This is a genomic window from Nocardia cyriacigeorgica, from assembly GCF_010858045.1.
Classification (GTDB): Bacteria; Actinomycetota; Actinomycetes; order Mycobacteriales; family Mycobacteriaceae; genus Nocardia; species Nocardia cyriacigeorgica_E.
This window is the reverse complement of the sequence record NZ_JAAGVC010000018.1, coordinates 71,059-87,082: the sequence shown is the minus strand read 5'-3', so window position 1 is coordinate 87,082 and position 16,024 is coordinate 71,059. Positions and strand designations below refer to the sequence as shown.

Sequence of the window (16,024 nt, the reverse complement as noted above, 5' to 3'; positions counted from 1 at the left end):
CCACTAACCGCCGCGCAGCTCACGCGCCAGGATCGCCGCCTGCACACGTGAGCGAACACCCAGCTTCGTGAGCACCCGCGAGACGTGCGTTTTCACCGTGGTCTCGCCGATGAACAGCCGGCCGGCGATCTGCGCGTTGGACAGCCCGTCGCCGAGGCATGCGAGCACCTCGAGTTCGCGCTCGGTCAGATCCGCCAGTCCGTCGGGCTCGCGGTGGACGGGGGCGCTGGGTGCGGCGGCGAAGGCGTCGATCACCTTCCGCGTCACCTCCGGCGCCAGCACACCGTCTCCGGCGGCGACCGCGCGCACCGAGGCCACCAGTTCCTGCCCGGAGACCGATTTGAGCACGAATCCGGAGGCGCCGGCGCGCAGCGTGCGGAAGACGTATTCGTCCAGGTCGAAGGTGGTCAGGATGAGTACCTTCGCGATACCGTCGGCGGTGATCCGCGCGGTGGCCGCGATGCCGTCGACCCCGGGCATGCGCACGTCCATGAGCACCACATCCGGTCGCAGCGCGCGAGCCTGCGCGACCGCCACGTCGCCGTCAGCGGCCTCACCCACCACCTCGATGTCCTCGGCCGCGTCGAGGATCATGCGCAGTCCCGCGCGGATGGCGCTGTGGTCGTCGGCGATCAGCACCCGGATCGTCATCGGCGCTCACCTCGGGTGACCGGTTCGGCCGACAGTGGCAGCTCGGCGTGCACCAGCCACTCGTGCGGTGCCGCGCCTGCGGTGAACTCGCCGCCGAGGGCCGCGGCGCGCTCGCGCATGTTCGTCAGGCCACGATGGGGCAGGCCGGGCTGATCGGCTCGGCCGTTCGTGCGGGGAAGCGGATTGCGGATCTCGACGGTGAGCGTCGTCGCGTCGGTGCCGATGTGTATGTCGACCTCCTGGCCGGGAGCGTGTTTCATGGCGTTGGTCAAAGCTTCCTGAATGATGCGGTAGGCGGCCTGATCGACCGCGCTCGGCAGGGGAGCCCGGTCTACACCTCCGTGCACCCGGACCGTGCTCCCCGCGGCGCGGGCGGCGTCCACCAGCAGCGACAGCTGCGCCAGCCCGCGCGGGGCGGCCAGATCCTCGGCGCCGTCGTCGCGGCGCAGCAGGCCGATCATGGTGCGCATCTCGTGCAGAGCGCTGACGCTATTGGCTCGGATGGATTCGACCACGCCGGCCAGCGCGGGGTCGCCGTCGTCGCGCCGCGCCAGCAGCCCGAGGGCGGCCTCGGATTGGATGGCGATGGCCGAGAGGTGCCCCGCGATCACGTCGTGCAGATCGCGGGCCATGGTTTTGCGTTCGTCGGCGATCGCGGCCCGCCGGTCGAGTTCGGCCACCAGTTCCAGCGCCCGCGCCTTCGCCCGTTCGGCCTGCGCGGTCTCCTTGTGCGCCCGCACGGTCAGCGCCCACCAGATCGACGTACCGAGGAAGGCCGACGAGGCCAGCAGAGTGATCACGATGGCGCGCCACTCGCCCGTCACGACCAGCGCGGTCACCGAGCCCGCGGCCGTGGCGATGATGGCCGCGCCGACCACGACGCGGGACTGGCGCCGGGTCCCGTACAGCACGCCCGCGTAGACGAGATCGGAGTAGACCAGCCAGATGGGAATCGTCGGTCCGAGCGCGAAATCGATCAGCAGCGGGATCAGCCCGGCCGCCAGCGCCCACATCGGCTTGCGCCTGCGCCACATGCTCGTCGCGCACAGCAAGGCGAGCAGCGCCATCCGCAGCGTCAGCGGCGGCTGCGAGCTGTGTTCGGTCATGGCGTACAGGCCGAAGCCGTAGAGCGCCGCGCCGACGGTGAACACGAACGCGACGATCAGCGCCTCCTGCGCCGTCGCCGACAACGCCGCCCACCACTTCACCCACCCATCTCAGCACAGCTGCGTGGCGGTGCGGGTCCGCCGAAGTGATGAGTCGCCGCACGCCGAGAATCGACGGGTCCGGCCCGGTCACAGCGATGCTCGAGGACGCAGGTGAGCGCGGTCGTGGTAGTGCATCGTGGCACGCTCGGCGGATCGTTCGGCGACGGTTAGCCTGGACTTGTGAATGTCGATGTCACTGCGTTACCCGGGATCGGGGTGCGAAAAGACTTCGAGGTGAAGTCCGGGCGCCGGATCGGCGTCGTCGCCCACCGCGACGGCGATATCGATCTGATCGTGTCCAAGCTCGAGGATCCGGACGCCTGTGCCGCGCAGGTCGCGTTGACCACCGACGAGGCCGCCGTGCTGGCCAATCTGCTCGGCGCGCCGCAGCTGGTCTCCCGGCTCAACGACGACCATCGCGACATGCCGGGCATCACCACGCGGCAGCTGCCGATCTCCGATGAATCGCCCTACAGCGGCCGCACCCTCGGGGAAACGCAGATGCGCACCCGCACCAAGGTGTCCATCGTCGCGGTGATGCGGGCCGGGCAGTTGCACCCCTCACCGGGGCCGGATTTCACCTTCACCGCTGGTGACCTGCTCGTCGTCGTCGGGACGCCCGACGGCCTTGACGCCGCGGCGAAGATTCTCACGCACGGCTGATCCGGTGTCCACGACCGCGCTCGCCCTCATCGAGCTGGGCGCGGTGTTGTTCGCACTCGGAGTGTTCGCCCGGGTGGCTGGCCGATTCGGGCTCTCGCCGATCCCGCTGTATCTGCTCGGCGGCCTCGCCTTCGGTCAAGGGGGCTTTATCCATCTCGGCGCCGCCAACGAGTTCGGGCATATCGCCGGGGAGATCGGTGTCGTCCTGCTGCTGTTGCTGCTGGGCCTGGAATACACCGCCGCCGAGCTGATGACCGGAATGCGCCGTTCCTGGCCGGTCGGCCTGCTCGACATCGTCGCGAACGCGACTCCCGGTGCGGTGGTGGCGCTGCTGCTGGGCTGGGGGCCGGTGGGCGCGCTGACCCTCGGCGGCGTCACCTACATCTCCTCCTCTGGCATCGCCGCGAAAGTCCTCAACGACCTGGGGCGGCTCGGTAACCGCGAGACGCCGGTGGTCCTGTCGATCCTGGTGTTCGAAGACCTCACGATGGCGGTGTACCTGCCGGTGCTCACCACGGTGCTGGCCGGTCTGAGCTTTGCCAGCGGGCTGAAATCCCTGGCCGTCGCGCTGATCGCGATCACGGTGGTGCTGGTGGTGACCTTGCGCTACGGACGCTATGTCTCGGCGGTGGTGGACAGCACCGACCGCGAGGTGTTCCTGCTGAAGCTGCTCGGTGCGGCCTTGCTGGTGGCCGGCGTGGCGTCGGCGCTGAACGTCTCGACCGCGGTCGGGGCGTTCCTGCTCGGCATCGCGATCTCGGGGTCGACCGCGCGGGAGGCGGTGCGGCTGCTGGAACCACTGCGCGACCTGTTCGCCGCGATCTTCTTCGTGGCCTTCGGACTCAATACCGATCCGACCGCTATTCCGCCGGTGCTGGGCTGGGCGGTGGCGCTGGCGGTGATCACCACCGTCACCAAGATCGCCACCGGCTGGTGGGGTGCGCGCAGGCAGGGCATTCGGCGGATGGGCCGGGCCAGGGCCGGGGTGGCGCTGGTGGCGCGTGGCGAGTTCTCCATCGTCATCGCGGGGCTAGCGGTCACCACCGGCGCCATCGACGGCAAACTCGCCGCGCTGGCCTCGGCCTACGTCTTGATCATGGCGGTGGCCGGGCCCATTGCCGCGCGAGTGGTGGAGCCGGTACTCGAACGGGTCTCGATCGCGCGGTGATCGCGCCACTACTGGGCCGCCGCGAGCCACGCCGATGGTGACCGGGACAGTCGCGGACGCGGCCTGCGGGGCCGCGCCGGCGGGTTGCCGGTGGCCTGCGTGGGACAACCCGGTGGACCGTCGCGGGGCTCGGGTGCAGGATCACCTGAGCGTCGTGGCAACGTTCGGGCGTGCTGCGCTCCGGCCTCCCGTTCGTCGGTCGAACCAGATTCCTGTTTAAAAGGAAATTATTACTGTAAATTCCCTACCTGCGGATCCTTGTTCATCTATGGCGCGGGTTCATGCGCACGCATGGCCCGGGCTCAGGCCAGCTAGGGAGCTCGTGTGCCCACAATCGATCACTTCAGCTATGGGTGGCTCACACCCGTTGTCGCCTATCTCATGTCGTTCACCGGGTCATTGCTAGGACTGCGCTGCATGGCCAGGGCGCGCTCGACCTCGCTGCGCGACGGCTGGATGGTCGCGGCCGCGGTCGCCATCGGCGGCACCGGCATCTGGGTCATGCACTTCATCGCGATGCTCGGCTTCACCATCGACGGCGCCTCGATTCGTTACAACGTGCCACTCACCCTGATCAGCGCGCTCATCGCCATGGTGGTGGTGTGGATCGGGCTCGGCGTGGCGCAGCGTCGTAGCTGGGGCCCGGTAGCGCTGCTCGCCGGTGGCGCCATCACCGGCGCGGGTGTCGGCACCATGCACTACTGCGGCATGTACGCGATGAAATCCGATGCCGCGATGGACTACAACGGATGGATCGTCGCGATCTCCATCGTGATCGCCGTCATCGCCGCGACCGCCGCACTGTGGTTCACCCTGCATGTGCGCGGCACACTCGCGACCGTCGGCGCGGCGGCCGTCATGGGTGTGGCGGTCTCCGGCATGCACTACACGGGCATGTTCGCGATGCGGGTGCAGCATGTCGCGCACGCCCATCAACCCTCCGGTGCGGGCGCGGCGCAGCTGCTCACCCCGCTGACCGTCGGGGTCAGCATGGTGACGGTCGTGTTGCTGCTGCACCTGGCCATGACCGAAGCCGGCGAAGCGGAGGCCCGCACCACCCGATCCCGTCGACCCGCCCAGTACTGGCCGACCCGGGACTGACCCCACCGACGACTACGGCCCGCGCGCGGCCCCGAGAAGGGGCAGCACGCGGGCCGTAGCCGGGATTGCCTAGTCCAGATAGTCGCGCAGGACCTGGGAGCGGCTGGGGTGGCGCAGCTTGCTCATGGTCTTGGACTCGATCTGGCGGATGCGCTCACGGGTGACGCCGTACACCTGACCGATCTCGTCCAGCGTGCGCGGCTGACCGTCGGTCAGGCCGAAACGCAGCCGGACCACGCCGGCCTCGCGCTCCGACAGCGTCTCCAGCACCGACTGCAGCTGATCCTGCAGCAGGGTGAAGCTCACCGCGTCGACCGCGACGACGGCCTCGGAGTCTTCGATGAAATCGCCGAGCTGGCTGTCGCCCTCATCGCCGATGGTCTGGTCCAGCGAGATGGGCTCACGCGCGTACTGCTGGATTTCCAGCACCTTCTCCGGCGTGATGTCCATTTCCTTGGCCAGCTCCTCCGGGGTGGGCTCACGGCCCAGATCCTGGAGCAGCTCGCGCTGGATGCGGCCGAGCTTGTTGATGACCTCGACCATGTGCACCGGGATGCGGATGGTGCGGGCCTGGTCGGCCATGGCGCGGGTGATGGCCTGCCGGATCCACCAGGTGGCGTACGTGGAGAACTTGTAGCCCTTGGTGTAGTCGAACTTCTCCACCGCGCGGATCAGACCCAGGTTGCCCTCCTGGATCAGGTCCAGGAACGCCATGCCGCGGCCGGTGTAGCGCTTGGCCAGCGAGACCACCAGACGCAGGTTCGCCTCGAGCAGGTGGTTCTTGGCTCGGTTGCCGTCGCGGATGATCCAGTTGAAGTCGCGGCGCACCGCCACTGGCAGCTTCTCGCCCTGCTCGGCGAACTCGCGCATCTTCTCCGCCGCGTAGAGCCCGGCCTCGATGCGCTTGGCGAGCTCGACCTCCTCCTCGGCGTTGAGCAGCGCGACCTTGCCGATCTGCTTGAGGTAGGCACGCACCGAGTCGGCGGAGGCGGTGAGCTCGGCATCCTTACGAGCCTGGCGCAGCGCCTCGGATTCCTCCTCGTCCCAGACGAAGTCGCCGGAGGCCTTGTCCGCGGCGGTGGGCTCCTCGGCGGCTTCCTCGGCTTCTTCGGCGACCTCTTCGACCAGGTCTTCACCCTCGTCGGTCAGGTCGTCCTCGGAGACCTCGAGATCGCCGAGATCCTCCACATCCAGCGACTCGTCGTCGAGGTGTTCCTCGGCGTCCTTGCCCTTGGGTGCGGCTTTCTTGGCGGCGGCCTTCTTGGCGGGCGCCTTTTTCGCGGCGGCCTTCTTGGCGGGAGCCTTCTTGGCGGCGGCCTTCTTCGCCGGAGCCTTCTTGGCGGCAGCCTTGCGAACCGGCCGTGCTTCGGTTACATCGGCGGAGTCGGCGTCGGCCGATTCGGCGGTCTGACGGGTATTCGTGGCTACCACGTACGCCCTTTCGTGACGGTCTCGTGCGGCGTCACGCCAGAGTGGATATCCGGCGGAGCGGTCTGTCGGGTTGCACCGGCCAGCGCCGGTCGGGTTTCACCGGCTCACCGCCGGGCAGTTCCATTGTAACGATCGGACCCGCGAGGTCTCGCCTGCGATGCCCGCAACCGCTAAGGTGCGATTCCCGCATCGATGGCCATGGCCGCGCCGACGATGCCAGCGGTGTTCTTCAGGTTCGCCGGGATCACCGGAGTCCGGTTGGTCAGCAAGGGGATCCACTGTGCGGCATCGCGGCTGATGCCGCCACCGGCGACGAACACTTTCGGCCAGAACAGGTTCTCCAGGCCGATCAGCACGGTACTCACCTGGACCGCCCACTGCTGGTACGACAGGCCGTCACGGTCCTTGATCGATGCGGCCGCGCGGTGCTCGGCCTCCATCCCGCCGATCTCGACGTGACCGAGCTCGCTGTTGGGTACCAGGGTGCCGTTGTAGAGCACCGCCGAGCCGATGCCGGTGCCGAAGGTCAGCAACAGCACGAGACCCTCGAAATCCTTTGCCGCGCCGTAGCGGTCCTCGGCCATGCCGGCGGCGTCGGCGTCGTTGAGCACGGTCACCGCGCGGCCGCCGAGCGCGGCGCTGAACAGCGTCCTGGCGTCGGTACCGATCCAAGCCGGGTCCACATTGGCGGCCGAGCGGGCCACACCGTCGAGCACCACGCAGGGCAGGGTGATGCCCACCGGTCCGTCCCAGCCGGCCTGGGCGACCAGATCGGCGACCGTCTCGGCCACGGCGTGCGGGGTCGCCGGCTGCGGGGTGGCGATCTTGATGCGCTGGTGCACGAGTTCACCGGTGGCCAGATCCACCGCGGCGCCCTTCACGCCGCTGCCGCCGATATCGATTCCGAATGCGTGCCCCCGAGCAGACATGACAGTTCCTCGTTCCCTGTGCCGGCCAGTACGGAATACGCGCCGTCGCACGGGGGCTTCGCGACCGCCAGCCGGGGCGCGAAGGGGGTGCCCGACGACGGCGCTGTGTCGTGCACGACAAGAGTAGTGGGCGGTCGCGGCTGCGCGGTCCGCAGGATCTGTGGTGCGATGGAGGACGTGCCGCATTCGTCGTCCTCGCCCCAGTCCACCGTCCTGACCACCGAGAACTCCCCGATCGCCGCACCCGACGCCGCAGCGTTGCGCCGCCTCGCGGTCGAGCTGGCCGAGGCCGCCGCCGCGCATGTACGAACACGCAGGCCCGAGGTGTTCGGGCCCGCCGGTGACGCGGACGGCGCCGTGCGATCCAAGAGCACCCCCACCGATCCGGTGACGGTGGTCGACACCGAAACCGAGCAGCTCATCCGCACCATGCTGGCCCGGCTGCGTCCGGCCGATCACATCCTGGGTGAAGAGGGCGGCGGCGATCTGGGCCGCGCCGACGACGACACCGTGGTCTGGGTGGTCGATCCGATCGACGGCACCGTCAACTTCCTGTACGGGATACCGGCCTACGCCGTCTCGGTGGCCGCCATGCGCGGCGGGCGCTCGATCGCCGGTGCGGTGGTCGACGTCGCCGCCGAGCGGACCTATCACGCCGGGCTCGGCCTCGGCGCCGAACGCGTCGACGCCGACGGGTCGGTGCACCCGCTGCGCTGCACCCCGGTCGAGGAGGTGCGCATGGCGCTGGTCGCCACCGGGTTCGGCTACGGCGCGGCGCGGCGGGCGCGCCAGGCCGAGCTGGTCGCCGAGGTGCTACCGCGGGTGCGTGACATCCGCCGCATCGGTGCGGCCGCGCTGGATCTGTGCATGGTGGCCGAGGGCCGGGTGGACGCGCACTACGAGCACGGTCTCAATCCCTGGGACTGGGCCGCCGGCGCGCTGATCGCCACCGAGGCCGGGGCGCGGGTGGTGGCCCCGCCCGCGCATTCCACCGGCGCCGCGGGGGAGTTGTTCGTCGCGGCCGCGCCGGGAATCGCCGACGAACTGCTGGCCCTGCTGGACGAGCTCGGGGTCAGCGCGCCGATCCCCGAGCCCTGACCTGCCCTGCTCAGCAGCGGGCCTGCCTGGCCGCCTCGAGGAGATCGATATCGAGGGCCGGGGTCTCGCCGGAGGCCGGGTTCTTCAGCGAACGCAGCACTTCTTCGGCGTCGTTGGACGGCTGGATATCGCGGAACAGCGAGCCGAGCACCAGATCGACGGTGTCGTTCTCGCGCTTGTCCTCGATCAGTTCCGCGCACGGAACGGCCAGCTGCACCGAGGCCGCGGCCCGGCGGCCGTTCACCCCGAAGCGGATCTGGCCCATGCATTCCAGATCGCCGTTGACGTATATCGAATCGTTGCCATAGGCCTCATTCGGGACGCTGCCGAATCCGAGGTCGCCGAGCTGGGCGGCGGCATGGGCGGCCTGCCCGCGCTGGTTGTTGGCATTGAGGACGCGCACCTTCGTGTCGGCCAGCGCGGCCGGTTCCACGTTCTCGAGCCGGCTCGGCCCCACTCGCTGCCCCAGCGCGGGCTGCGGTTCGGCGCCCGGATCGGTGGCCGGGCTCGGCGAATTGCACGCCATCGCCGTGTAGTCGGTGTCCTCGGTGGTCAGCGCCTTGATCCACACGATCGTGCAGATGAGGGCCAATACCGCGACCAGGACGAGCCAGGGCTGCAGGCGCCGCCGGATGAAGGGTCGTCCCCGCGAATCCGTTGCGCTGCCTTCGGTGATCAGTGAAACCACCAGCACACTCTACGAAAATGTCCGGGCGAACCTTGCAGCCGCCGTGCCGTCGGTCTCGATTCGTGACGCCGATGGTGTCGATTCCCTGACGGTTTCGACTCGGCTGTGTTTTGATTGCGACTTTTGTCTGGGGGTCCGCTATTGTCTGGCGGCCCAGATCGAAACACCGGCCCGAAAATCGGTGGTTGGTCGCGGGAACAAGCAGGGCATGTTCAGCGTTGTCCGACTGCTATCCGGTGCAGAACCTCAGAATCTGCCCTGATAGGGGACCGGTACACGTGTGATGTGTGCCACCGGCGGGCGGTGTGGACAACCGCGAGGAATGTCCGCGCCGATCCGGGATATACGGAGTAAGGACGAGGGGAAGACGACATGGCAACCGACTATGACGCACCGAGGCGCACCGAATCCGACGACGTGTCGGAGGATTCGCTGGAGGAGCTGAAGGCTCGTCGCAACGAGGCTCAGTCCGCCGTCGTGGATATCGACGAATCCGATACCGCGGAGTCGTTCGAGCTTCCCGGCGCGGACTTGTCCGAAGAAGTGCTGACGGTCCGGGTGATTCCGAAACAGGCCGATGAGTTCACCTGCTCGAGCTGTTTCCTTGTGCACCACCGCAGCCGACTGGCCAGCGACAAGGGCGGTCAGCTGATCTGCATGGACTGCGCGGCCTGAGCGCGCGCCCGATATGGCGACGGCCCCGCGAACCGGGATCCGAGATCCCCTCGCCGGGCCGCTACACCGCGCTGTCGCACCGCGGTGTCAGTCCGCGCTCGGCAGTCCGAGCGCGGCGAGGACCTGTTCGGGCCGGCGGGTACTGATCAACCAGTACGGCGTCGGATCGTCCGGGTCGTCCAGCACGAGCAACACCATCGACCCGATCCACGGGCGATGTTGCACATAGGCGGCGGGGTCGAGTTGACGACCCAGCGCCGCGCTCTTGGCGCTCGCGGGCACCACGGCCGCGCGGGCGATGAATTCCACCGGTAGATGGGCGCGATCCACCCGCAGTTCCGGCGCACCGTTCGGATCGGCCGCCACCGCGATGCGGTGCCTACTCAGCCACAACAGCACCCACACCGGCACGGGGAACAGCAACACGTAGGGCAGCCAGGCCCGCACGCCCGGCGCGCCCATGTGGATTTCGGCGGCCAGCAGGCCTGCGATCGCGAACGCCACCGGCCACCACCACAGCGGCACCCACAGGCGCTCGGTGTAAGCGGGCGGACCGGACCGGGTCGAGCGCTGGGTATCGGCTGGTACGGGCTGGTCGGACACAACTCAAGAGTAAGCCAGCGGCTCGCCGGGATGGTGTGCAGGTACGGCCGGGAAAACGCGTAGGCTCGTGCTACGTGAGCGCACTTTCACCGATACCTCTGCTGCGGCTCGATCCCGGCATCCCCGTGCCGACGCGCGCCCATCCCGGCGACGCGGGCGTGGACCTGTGCACCACCGAGGACGTCATCCTGGAACCGGGAGAGCGGGTGCTGGTCGGCACCGGCATCGCGGTCGCCCTTCCGGTGGGCACCGTGGGATTGATCCATCCCCGTTCGGGGCTGGCGGCCAAGACCGGTCTGTCGGTGGTGAATACGCCGGGCACCGTCGACGCCGGCTACCGCGGCGAGATCAAGGTGTGCCTGATCAACCACGATCCGCGGACCCGGATCGAATTGCGGCGCGGCGACCGGATCGCCCAGCTGCTGGTGCAACGGGTGGAGCTGGTGGATTTCGTCGAGGTCGACCGGCTCGACGAGACCACGCGGGGCGCGGGCGGCTACGGCTCGAGCGGTGGGCACGCGAGCCTCGACGCCTCCGGTACGGCGTCGGCCGCGACCGGCAAGGAGGAATGACGCGATGTTCGGGAAGAAGAAGTCCACGCGCCGCGACAGATCCGTCGACGACGACCGCTACGACGAACCCGGCGATTACGCCGAGTTCGACGGCGACGAATACGACACCGACGAATACCCGGAGTACTCCGACGATTTCGCCGACGCGATCGCCGAGGACGATTACGACGACGACTCCGATTACCGTCCGGCCGAGCATGCCGCGCCCGACGACGAGGCGCCGGCCACCGGCCCCTACGACTACGAGGAAGTCGCCGAACTGCTCGAGTCGGTCGCCGATCAGCGCCTCGACCTCGGCTCGGTGATCCTGCCGGTGCCGCCGGGCGGTCAGCTCCAGGTGGAGATGACTCCCGAGGGCACCCCGCAGGCGGTGCATCTGGCCACCGAGCACGGGCGGATCACCGTCGCGGCCTACGCGGCGCCGAAATCACCGGGCCAGTGGCGCACGGTGGCCTCGGATCTGGCCGACTCACTGCGCAAGGACGGCGCGAAGGTGGCCATAGAGACCGGGCCGTGGGGCCGGGAGATCTTCGCCGTCACCGAGGGCGCGGATCTGCGCTTCATCGGCGTGGACGGCTATCGCTGGATGGTGCGGCTGGTGGCCGCGGGCCCGTCGGGTGCCGCCGACGCCGACACCCCGCTGGTCACGGCCGCGCGGGCGATCCTGGCGGAAACGGTGATCCGCCGGGGCACCGATCCGCTGCCCGTGCGCGAACCGCTGCCGGTGGTGCTGCCGCAGGAATTGGCCGATCAGCTCGCCGCGGCCCATCAGCAGCAGATCCAGGCCCAGCAGCAGGCGATCGCGGCCCAGCAGCAGGCGCTGGCCGCCCAGCAGGGCACACCGGGCGTGGTGCCGGGTATCGCGCCGGGCGCGGGCCGTCCGGTGATGCCCGATCAGCCGCGGCGCGGTGCCGACGGTTCGGCCATGCAGCAGCTCGGTCGCAACTAGCGGGCCGGCATCGGGCGGCAGCCCGGCGTGACAGCATCGCCGGGCTCAACCGAAGGCAGCCAGCCCCAGATGGCCGAGGACGGCCGGGTCGGCGCCCAGTTCGTCGAGGGTGAGTTCCTCCAGCACCGAAGTCGCGATCAGGCCGGCCCATTCCTGGGCGACCGGCCACGGGTGCACCGGATCGTCGACCGCGCCGAGCACCGCCACCGGCGTGGTCAGTGTCTCCAGGCGTTGCGGCTCCGGCCATTTGTAGGCTGCCGCCTCCTCCAGCGCCTGCGGCAGGTCCGGCCATTGGGATCGCCAGGAGCGATCCAGCGCCTCACCCAGCCATGCTGGACTGCCTGCCCGCATCCTGGCCACCACCTCGTCGAGGCCGTCGGCGCGCAGGGCCGCGGCGGTACCGGCGGCGCTGGCCGCGGCGGGACAGCCGATGCTGTCGGGTCCGGTCCAGGCGGGCAGCGCGGCGATGACCCCTGCCGCGGCCTCGGGGCGAGTGCTCGCCCATTCGATGGCCACCGCGGCTCCGAGTGAGATACCCGCCACCAGCACCGGGCCGCGGCGTGCGGCGTCGTCGAGGGCCGCGACATAGCTGTCGACGACGGCGCGAGGGTTCGGATCGACGGCGATCAGCTCCAATCCGCGAGCGGTGCACGCGGGCTCGAGTGCCCGGCGCGCGAAGTGGGCGTCGGAGCCGGTACCTGGGAGCCCGACAACGACGGCGGGCGTGGGTGAGTCGAACATCGGAGGTGAGCGTAGCGGTGCGATGGTTGCCCATCTACAGTGGCGGTGTACGGCCGCAGACGGTCGTGCGAACAACGAGATGGTCGTGCGACCCACGTCCATCAGCTCTACAGGAGACCGAGCGATGTCTTCCTTCGGAGGAAGAAAGGCGGCTTCGAACCCCGCCTCGGGATATTTTCGCAGGCTCGGACGCAGACTGACCGAGGACATCGATCAGCTCGACGCCGAGGAGCTGGCCGAAACGGCCGACGCCTCGGGAGCCTGCCTGGCATCGGAGTGTCGCCGCGGCGACGAAGCGACGATGCTGGGGCGCCTTCGCAGTGTCGAGGCGTGCCCCCAGTCCGCCGGCGCGAGTGTGCAGGCGGAGTTCTACGACGGCACCGACGCCATCACCCTGGTGTGGATCGGTCGCAAGCGCATCCCCGGCATCGAATCGGGGCGGCGCATCATGGTCCGCGGTCGCGTCGGCGACCGTGACGGCCGCAAGGTCATGTACAACCCCTACTACGAATTGCGCGGGAACAGCTGACGTATGCCATCGAGCGACGAAAACCTACCGACGCCCGCCGAACTCGCCACAACCACCGCGCCGGAGCCCGCGCCCGCCGGCACCGCTGGTGAGGAGGTCGAGGCCGAGGTAGCCCGCCAGCAGACGCTGCTCGAACAGCTCGGTGGTTTCAGTGGCCTGATCTATTCGACCCTCCCGGTTCTGGTCTTCGTCCCGGTCAACACCGTGGCCGGGCTCACCGCCGCGATCTGGGCTTCGCTCGGTGTGGCCGCGGCGATCCTGGTCTGGCGGTTGGTGCGCAGGGATCCGGTGCAGCCGGCGATCTCCGGGTTCATCGGCGTCGGCATCTGCGCGTTCATCGCCTACCGGATGGGCGAGGCCAAGGGCTTCTTCCTGTTCGGCATCTACACCAGCCTGGTGTACGGCGGTGTGTTCCTCGCCTCGATCCTGGTGCGCTGGCCCCTGGTCGGCGTCATCTGGGGGGTGCTCAACGGCCACGGCAGCGAATGGCGCACCGACCGGCGGGTGGTCCGGCTCTACGACATCGCCACGCTGGCCTGGGTGCTGGTCTTCGGCTCCCGGTATCTGGTGCAGTCGCACTTCTACGACACCGACCACACGGGTTGGCTCGCTTTCGCGCGCATCGCGATGGGCTGGCCGCTGACGGCGGTGGCGCTCACGGTCACGGTGTGGGCGGTGCGCCGGGCCGGGCATCTGCCCGCCGCAGGCCGTCCCGCCGCCGGCCGTCACGCCAAGGCTTGATTCCGCGGGTCGGTCTCGACCCGCCGCGAAGGTGGGGCCCTACCCACCCTGGGGTATCTGTCGGCAGTCTCTGGATCGGCGCAGGATCGTTTCATCACCGCGAACGATCGCTGAGAGGACTGGCGAATTGGCTACCCAGCGCACCACCGCCACTACCCGTACGGGCCGCAGGCAGGACAATCCGGCCCTGTCGGAGAGCCGCCGGATCTCGGCCGAACTGAACAGCCTCATCGGTCCCGCCGCCGCGGGCGACAGCCGGGCCATCAGCGATGTGCTGCGACTGATCCATCCGCTGGTGTACCGCTATTGCCGGTCCAGGATGGGCAACACCGCACACCTTCAGGTCACCGCCGATGACGTCGTGCAGGAGGTCATGCTGGCCACCGTGCACGCCATCCCGCGCTACCGGGAGCAGGGCAAGTCGTTTCTGGCCTTCGTCTACGGCATTGCGGCGAACAAGGTCGCCGACGCCTTCCGCCGCGCCCAGACCCACCCGGTCTATCCGACCGACGACATGCCCGACGCCGCCTCACTGGCGGCCGGACCCGAGGAACGGGCCCTGGTGTCCGAACGCCAGCGCGCCACCCGTCAGCTGATGCAGGTGCTCGCCCCCGTGCACCGCGAGGTGCTGGTGATGCGGATCATCCTCGGCTGGACCGCGGCCGAGACCGCCGATGCCATCGGTACCAGCCCGGGCGTGGTGCGCGTGATGCAGCATCGGGCGTTGAACAAACTGCGCGCCGAATTGAAGGTGGCCTCCTGAGCGCTGTGTTCAGGAGGCGGCGCCGTGTGAGGCGAGGGCCGCGCGCAACTCTTCCTCGCCCTCCGGTGAGGTGACGAACAGCAATTCGTCCTCGCCTTCGAACGGGTCGTCGGCCTCGGGCACGATGACCCGTCCGCCGCGCAGGATCGTCACCAGCGCGGTGTCGCGGGGCAGTGTGAGGGTCCGCACCGGTTTGCCCGCCAGCGATGTGTCCGGCGGGAGAGTCAGTTCCACCAGGTTCGCCTGGCCCTGCCGCAGCGTCATGAGCCGCACCAGATCACCGACCGACACCGCCTCCTCCACCAGCGAGGCGAGCAGCCGCGGGGTGGAGACCGCGACGTCCACACCCCAGGAGCCGTCGAAGAGCCATTCGTTGCGTGGATCGTTGACCCTGGCCACCACCCGGCGAACGCCGAATTCGGTCTTGGCGAGCAGGCTGTGCACGAGGTTGGCCTTGTCGTCGCCGGTGGCGGCGATGACGACCTCATAGGTTTCCAGGTCGGCGTCTTCGAGCAGCGCGAGTTCGCAGGCGTCGGCGTGTACCCAGATCGCGTCCGGGATGGCCGCGGGATCGATGTGGTCGAGCTGACGTTCCAGCAGCATCACCTGGTGCCCGCTGCGCAGCAGCTCCCTGGCGATGGATCGGCCGACGGCTCCGGCGCCGGCAATGGCCACCTTCATATCTCAGTCCTCGTTCGCTGGGGGCTTACCGGCGAGGGCGACGGCTTCGCCGACCGACCCGGATGTGGCGGCCACATAGATGATGTCGTCGGCCTGCACCACGGTCTTGCTTTCCGGCAGCACGCCCTGGCCGAAGCGGATGATGAAGGCCACTCGCGCGCCGACGGTGCGTTCCAGATCGCGCACCGTGCGCCCGTACCAGTCCTCGTGCAGGGTCAGCTGGGCGACCGCCACCGTGCCGGTCGGGTCGCGCCAGGTGGTGGTGCCCGCGTCGCCGATCAACGTGTGCAGGAACCGGTCGGTGGTCCACGGCACGGTGGCGATGGTGGGGATGCCGAGCCGTTCGTAGACGGCGGCGCGTTTGGCGTCGTAGATCCGCGCGACCACGCGTTCGACGCCGAACATCTCCCTGGCCACCCGCGCGGAGATGATGTTGGAGTTGTCGCCGGAGGAGACGGCGGCGAAGGCGCCGGCGCGTTCGATTCCGGCCCGGGTCAGCACGTCTCGGTCGAATCCGACCCCGAGCACCCGCTCACCGGGGAAGTCCGCGCCGAGGCGCCGGAACGCGCTCTGATCGCGATCGATCACGGCGACCTCGTGACCTATCCGGACCAGGGCGCGCGCCAGCGACGAGCCGACGCGTCCGCACCCCATGATCACTACGTACACCGTGCAACCTCGTTCCTGGAAACCGTGGCGTCCGGTCTGTTCGTCCGTCCGGGATCGAACCGTACTCGCCGCGTGTCCCCGCAGCCATGTTCCCCCCACCAGGTCACATCAAACATGTCGGCACCGCATCGAACAGGGGAACTACCGTGACGTCCCGGGGCGCA

Annotated in this window: 20 protein-coding genes; 11 read left to right on the top strand and 9 right to left on the bottom strand. The window is 69.1% G+C overall.

What is annotated here, in order from left to right:
• Positions 1-3 precede the first annotated feature (3 nt).
• On the bottom strand, positions 4-651 hold the full coding sequence (locus GV790_RS17345; protein ID WP_163814377.1) for a response regulator: 648 nt from the start codon (positions 649-651) through the stop codon (positions 4-6).
• Positions 648-1,859, bottom strand: a complete 1,212-nt coding sequence (locus GV790_RS17340) for a sensor histidine kinase (RefSeq protein WP_280213627.1) — start codon at positions 1,857-1,859, stop codon at positions 648-650. Before GV790_RS17340 ends, GV790_RS17345 begins: the two co-directional genes overlap by 4 nt.
• A 180-nt stretch (positions 1,860-2,039) precedes the next feature.
• On the opposite strand from GV790_RS17340, the gene GV790_RS17335 reads away from it, so the two are divergent.
• The 3 genes from GV790_RS17335 to GV790_RS17325 all read left to right on the top strand — a co-directional run bounded on the left by GV790_RS17335 (position 2,040) and on the right by GV790_RS17325 (position 4,791).
• Positions 2,040-2,522, top strand: coding sequence for a cation:proton antiporter regulatory subunit (locus GV790_RS17335; protein ID WP_104359228.1), 483 nt, complete (start codon positions 2,040-2,042; stop codon positions 2,520-2,522).
• 4 nt (positions 2,523-2,526) lie between these two features.
• Positions 2,527-3,690, top strand: a complete 1,164-nt coding sequence (locus tag GV790_RS17330) for a cation:proton antiporter (protein WP_163814376.1) — start codon at positions 2,527-2,529, stop codon at positions 3,688-3,690.
• Between the two features lie 324 nt (positions 3,691-4,014).
• Positions 4,015-4,791 (top strand): MHYT domain-containing protein, encoded by a 777-nt coding sequence (locus GV790_RS17325; RefSeq protein WP_163814375.1) that lies wholly within the window; start codon positions 4,015-4,017, stop codon positions 4,789-4,791.
• Between the two features lie 69 nt (positions 4,792-4,860).
• Here GV790_RS17325 and GV790_RS17320 read toward each other — a convergent pair whose 3' ends face one another.
• Entirely contained in the window at positions 4,861-6,222 is a 1,362-nt protein-coding gene (locus GV790_RS17320; RefSeq protein WP_104359231.1) for an RNA polymerase sigma factor, read from the bottom strand.
• A gap of 170 nt (positions 6,223-6,392) precedes the next feature.
• A complete protein-coding gene (gene ppgK, locus GV790_RS17315) occupies positions 6,393-7,151 on the bottom strand; it encodes a polyphosphate--glucose phosphotransferase (protein WP_163814374.1) in 759 nt (252 codons plus the stop codon).
• A gap of 168 nt (positions 7,152-7,319) precedes the next feature.
• Here ppgK and GV790_RS17310 point away from each other — a divergent pair, with 168 nt between their 5' ends.
• Positions 7,320-8,249, top strand: a complete 930-nt coding sequence (locus GV790_RS17310) for an inositol monophosphatase family protein (RefSeq protein WP_163814373.1) — start codon at positions 7,320-7,322, stop codon at positions 8,247-8,249.
• A gap of 10 nt (positions 8,250-8,259) precedes the next feature.
• Here the strand turns inward: GV790_RS17310 and cei are convergent, their stop codons facing one another.
• Positions 8,260-8,937: an envelope integrity protein Cei gene (gene cei, locus GV790_RS17305; protein WP_163814372.1), complete on the bottom strand. Its 678-nt coding sequence runs from the start codon at positions 8,935-8,937 to the stop codon at positions 8,260-8,262.
• Between cei and GV790_RS17300 the strand changes: the two genes are divergently transcribed.
• A complete protein-coding gene (locus GV790_RS17300) occupies positions 8,921-9,199 on the top strand; it encodes a hypothetical protein (protein WP_163814371.1) in 279 nt (92 codons plus the stop codon). The genes cei and GV790_RS17300 overlap by 17 nt on opposite strands.
• A gap of 110 nt (positions 9,200-9,309) precedes the next feature.
• Complete coding sequence (locus tag GV790_RS17295) at positions 9,310-9,612, top strand: DUF4193 domain-containing protein (protein ID WP_138447349.1); 303 nt, start codon at positions 9,310-9,312, stop codon at positions 9,610-9,612.
• 87 nt (positions 9,613-9,699) lie between these two features.
• On the opposite strand, the gene GV790_RS17290 is transcribed toward GV790_RS17295, so the two are convergent.
• Positions 9,700-10,215, bottom strand: coding sequence for a DUF3093 domain-containing protein (locus tag GV790_RS17290; RefSeq protein ID WP_163814370.1), 516 nt, complete (start codon positions 10,213-10,215; stop codon positions 9,700-9,702).
• A gap of 74 nt (positions 10,216-10,289) precedes the next feature.
• On the opposite strand from GV790_RS17290, the gene dut reads away from it, so the two are divergent.
• Together dut and GV790_RS17280 are read left to right on the top strand one after the other, a co-directional pair.
• Complete coding sequence (gene dut / locus GV790_RS17285; protein WP_163814369.1) at positions 10,290-10,787, top strand: dUTP diphosphatase; 498 nt, start codon at positions 10,290-10,292, stop codon at positions 10,785-10,787.
• A gap of 4 nt (positions 10,788-10,791) precedes the next feature.
• On the top strand, positions 10,792-11,736 hold the full coding sequence (locus GV790_RS17280; protein ID WP_163814368.1) for a DUF3710 domain-containing protein: 945 nt from the start codon (positions 10,792-10,794) through the stop codon (positions 11,734-11,736).
• Positions 11,737-11,781: 45 nt separating this feature from the next.
• Here the strand turns inward: GV790_RS17280 and GV790_RS17275 are convergent, their stop codons facing one another.
• The gene (locus GV790_RS17275; protein WP_163814367.1) at positions 11,782-12,477 is read right to left on the bottom strand and encodes an alpha/beta fold hydrolase; all 696 of its coding nucleotides are present in this window, start codon (positions 12,475-12,477) and stop codon (positions 11,782-11,784) included.
• A gap of 124 nt (positions 12,478-12,601) precedes the next feature.
• Between GV790_RS17275 and GV790_RS17270 the strand changes: the two genes are divergently transcribed.
• The 3 genes from GV790_RS17270 (at position 12,602) to GV790_RS17260 (ending at position 14,510) form a co-directional block, all read left to right on the top strand.
• Entirely contained in the window at positions 12,602-13,006 is a 405-nt protein-coding gene (locus GV790_RS17270) for an OB-fold nucleic acid binding domain-containing protein (RefSeq protein WP_036537982.1), read from the top strand.
• A gap of 3 nt (positions 13,007-13,009) precedes the next feature.
• Complete coding sequence (locus GV790_RS17265; protein ID WP_228806827.1) at positions 13,010-13,747, top strand: DUF3159 domain-containing protein; 738 nt, start codon at positions 13,010-13,012, stop codon at positions 13,745-13,747.
• Positions 13,748-13,874: 127 nt separating this feature from the next.
• Positions 13,875-14,510 (top strand): sigma-70 family RNA polymerase sigma factor, encoded by a 636-nt coding sequence (locus tag GV790_RS17260; protein WP_163814366.1) that lies wholly within the window; start codon positions 13,875-13,877, stop codon positions 14,508-14,510.
• A 9-nt stretch (positions 14,511-14,519) separates the two neighbouring features.
• Here GV790_RS17260 and GV790_RS17255 read toward each other — a convergent pair whose 3' ends face one another.
• Together GV790_RS17255 and GV790_RS17250 are read right to left on the bottom strand one after the other, a co-directional pair.
• Complete coding sequence (locus tag GV790_RS17255; RefSeq protein WP_163814365.1) at positions 14,520-15,191, bottom strand: potassium channel family protein; 672 nt, start codon at positions 15,189-15,191, stop codon at positions 14,520-14,522.
• 3 nt (positions 15,192-15,194) lie between these two features.
• Positions 15,195-15,860: a potassium channel family protein gene (locus GV790_RS17250; RefSeq protein WP_036537979.1), complete on the bottom strand. Its 666-nt coding sequence runs from the start codon at positions 15,858-15,860 to the stop codon at positions 15,195-15,197.
• Between the last annotated feature and the right edge of the window lie 164 nt (positions 15,861-16,024).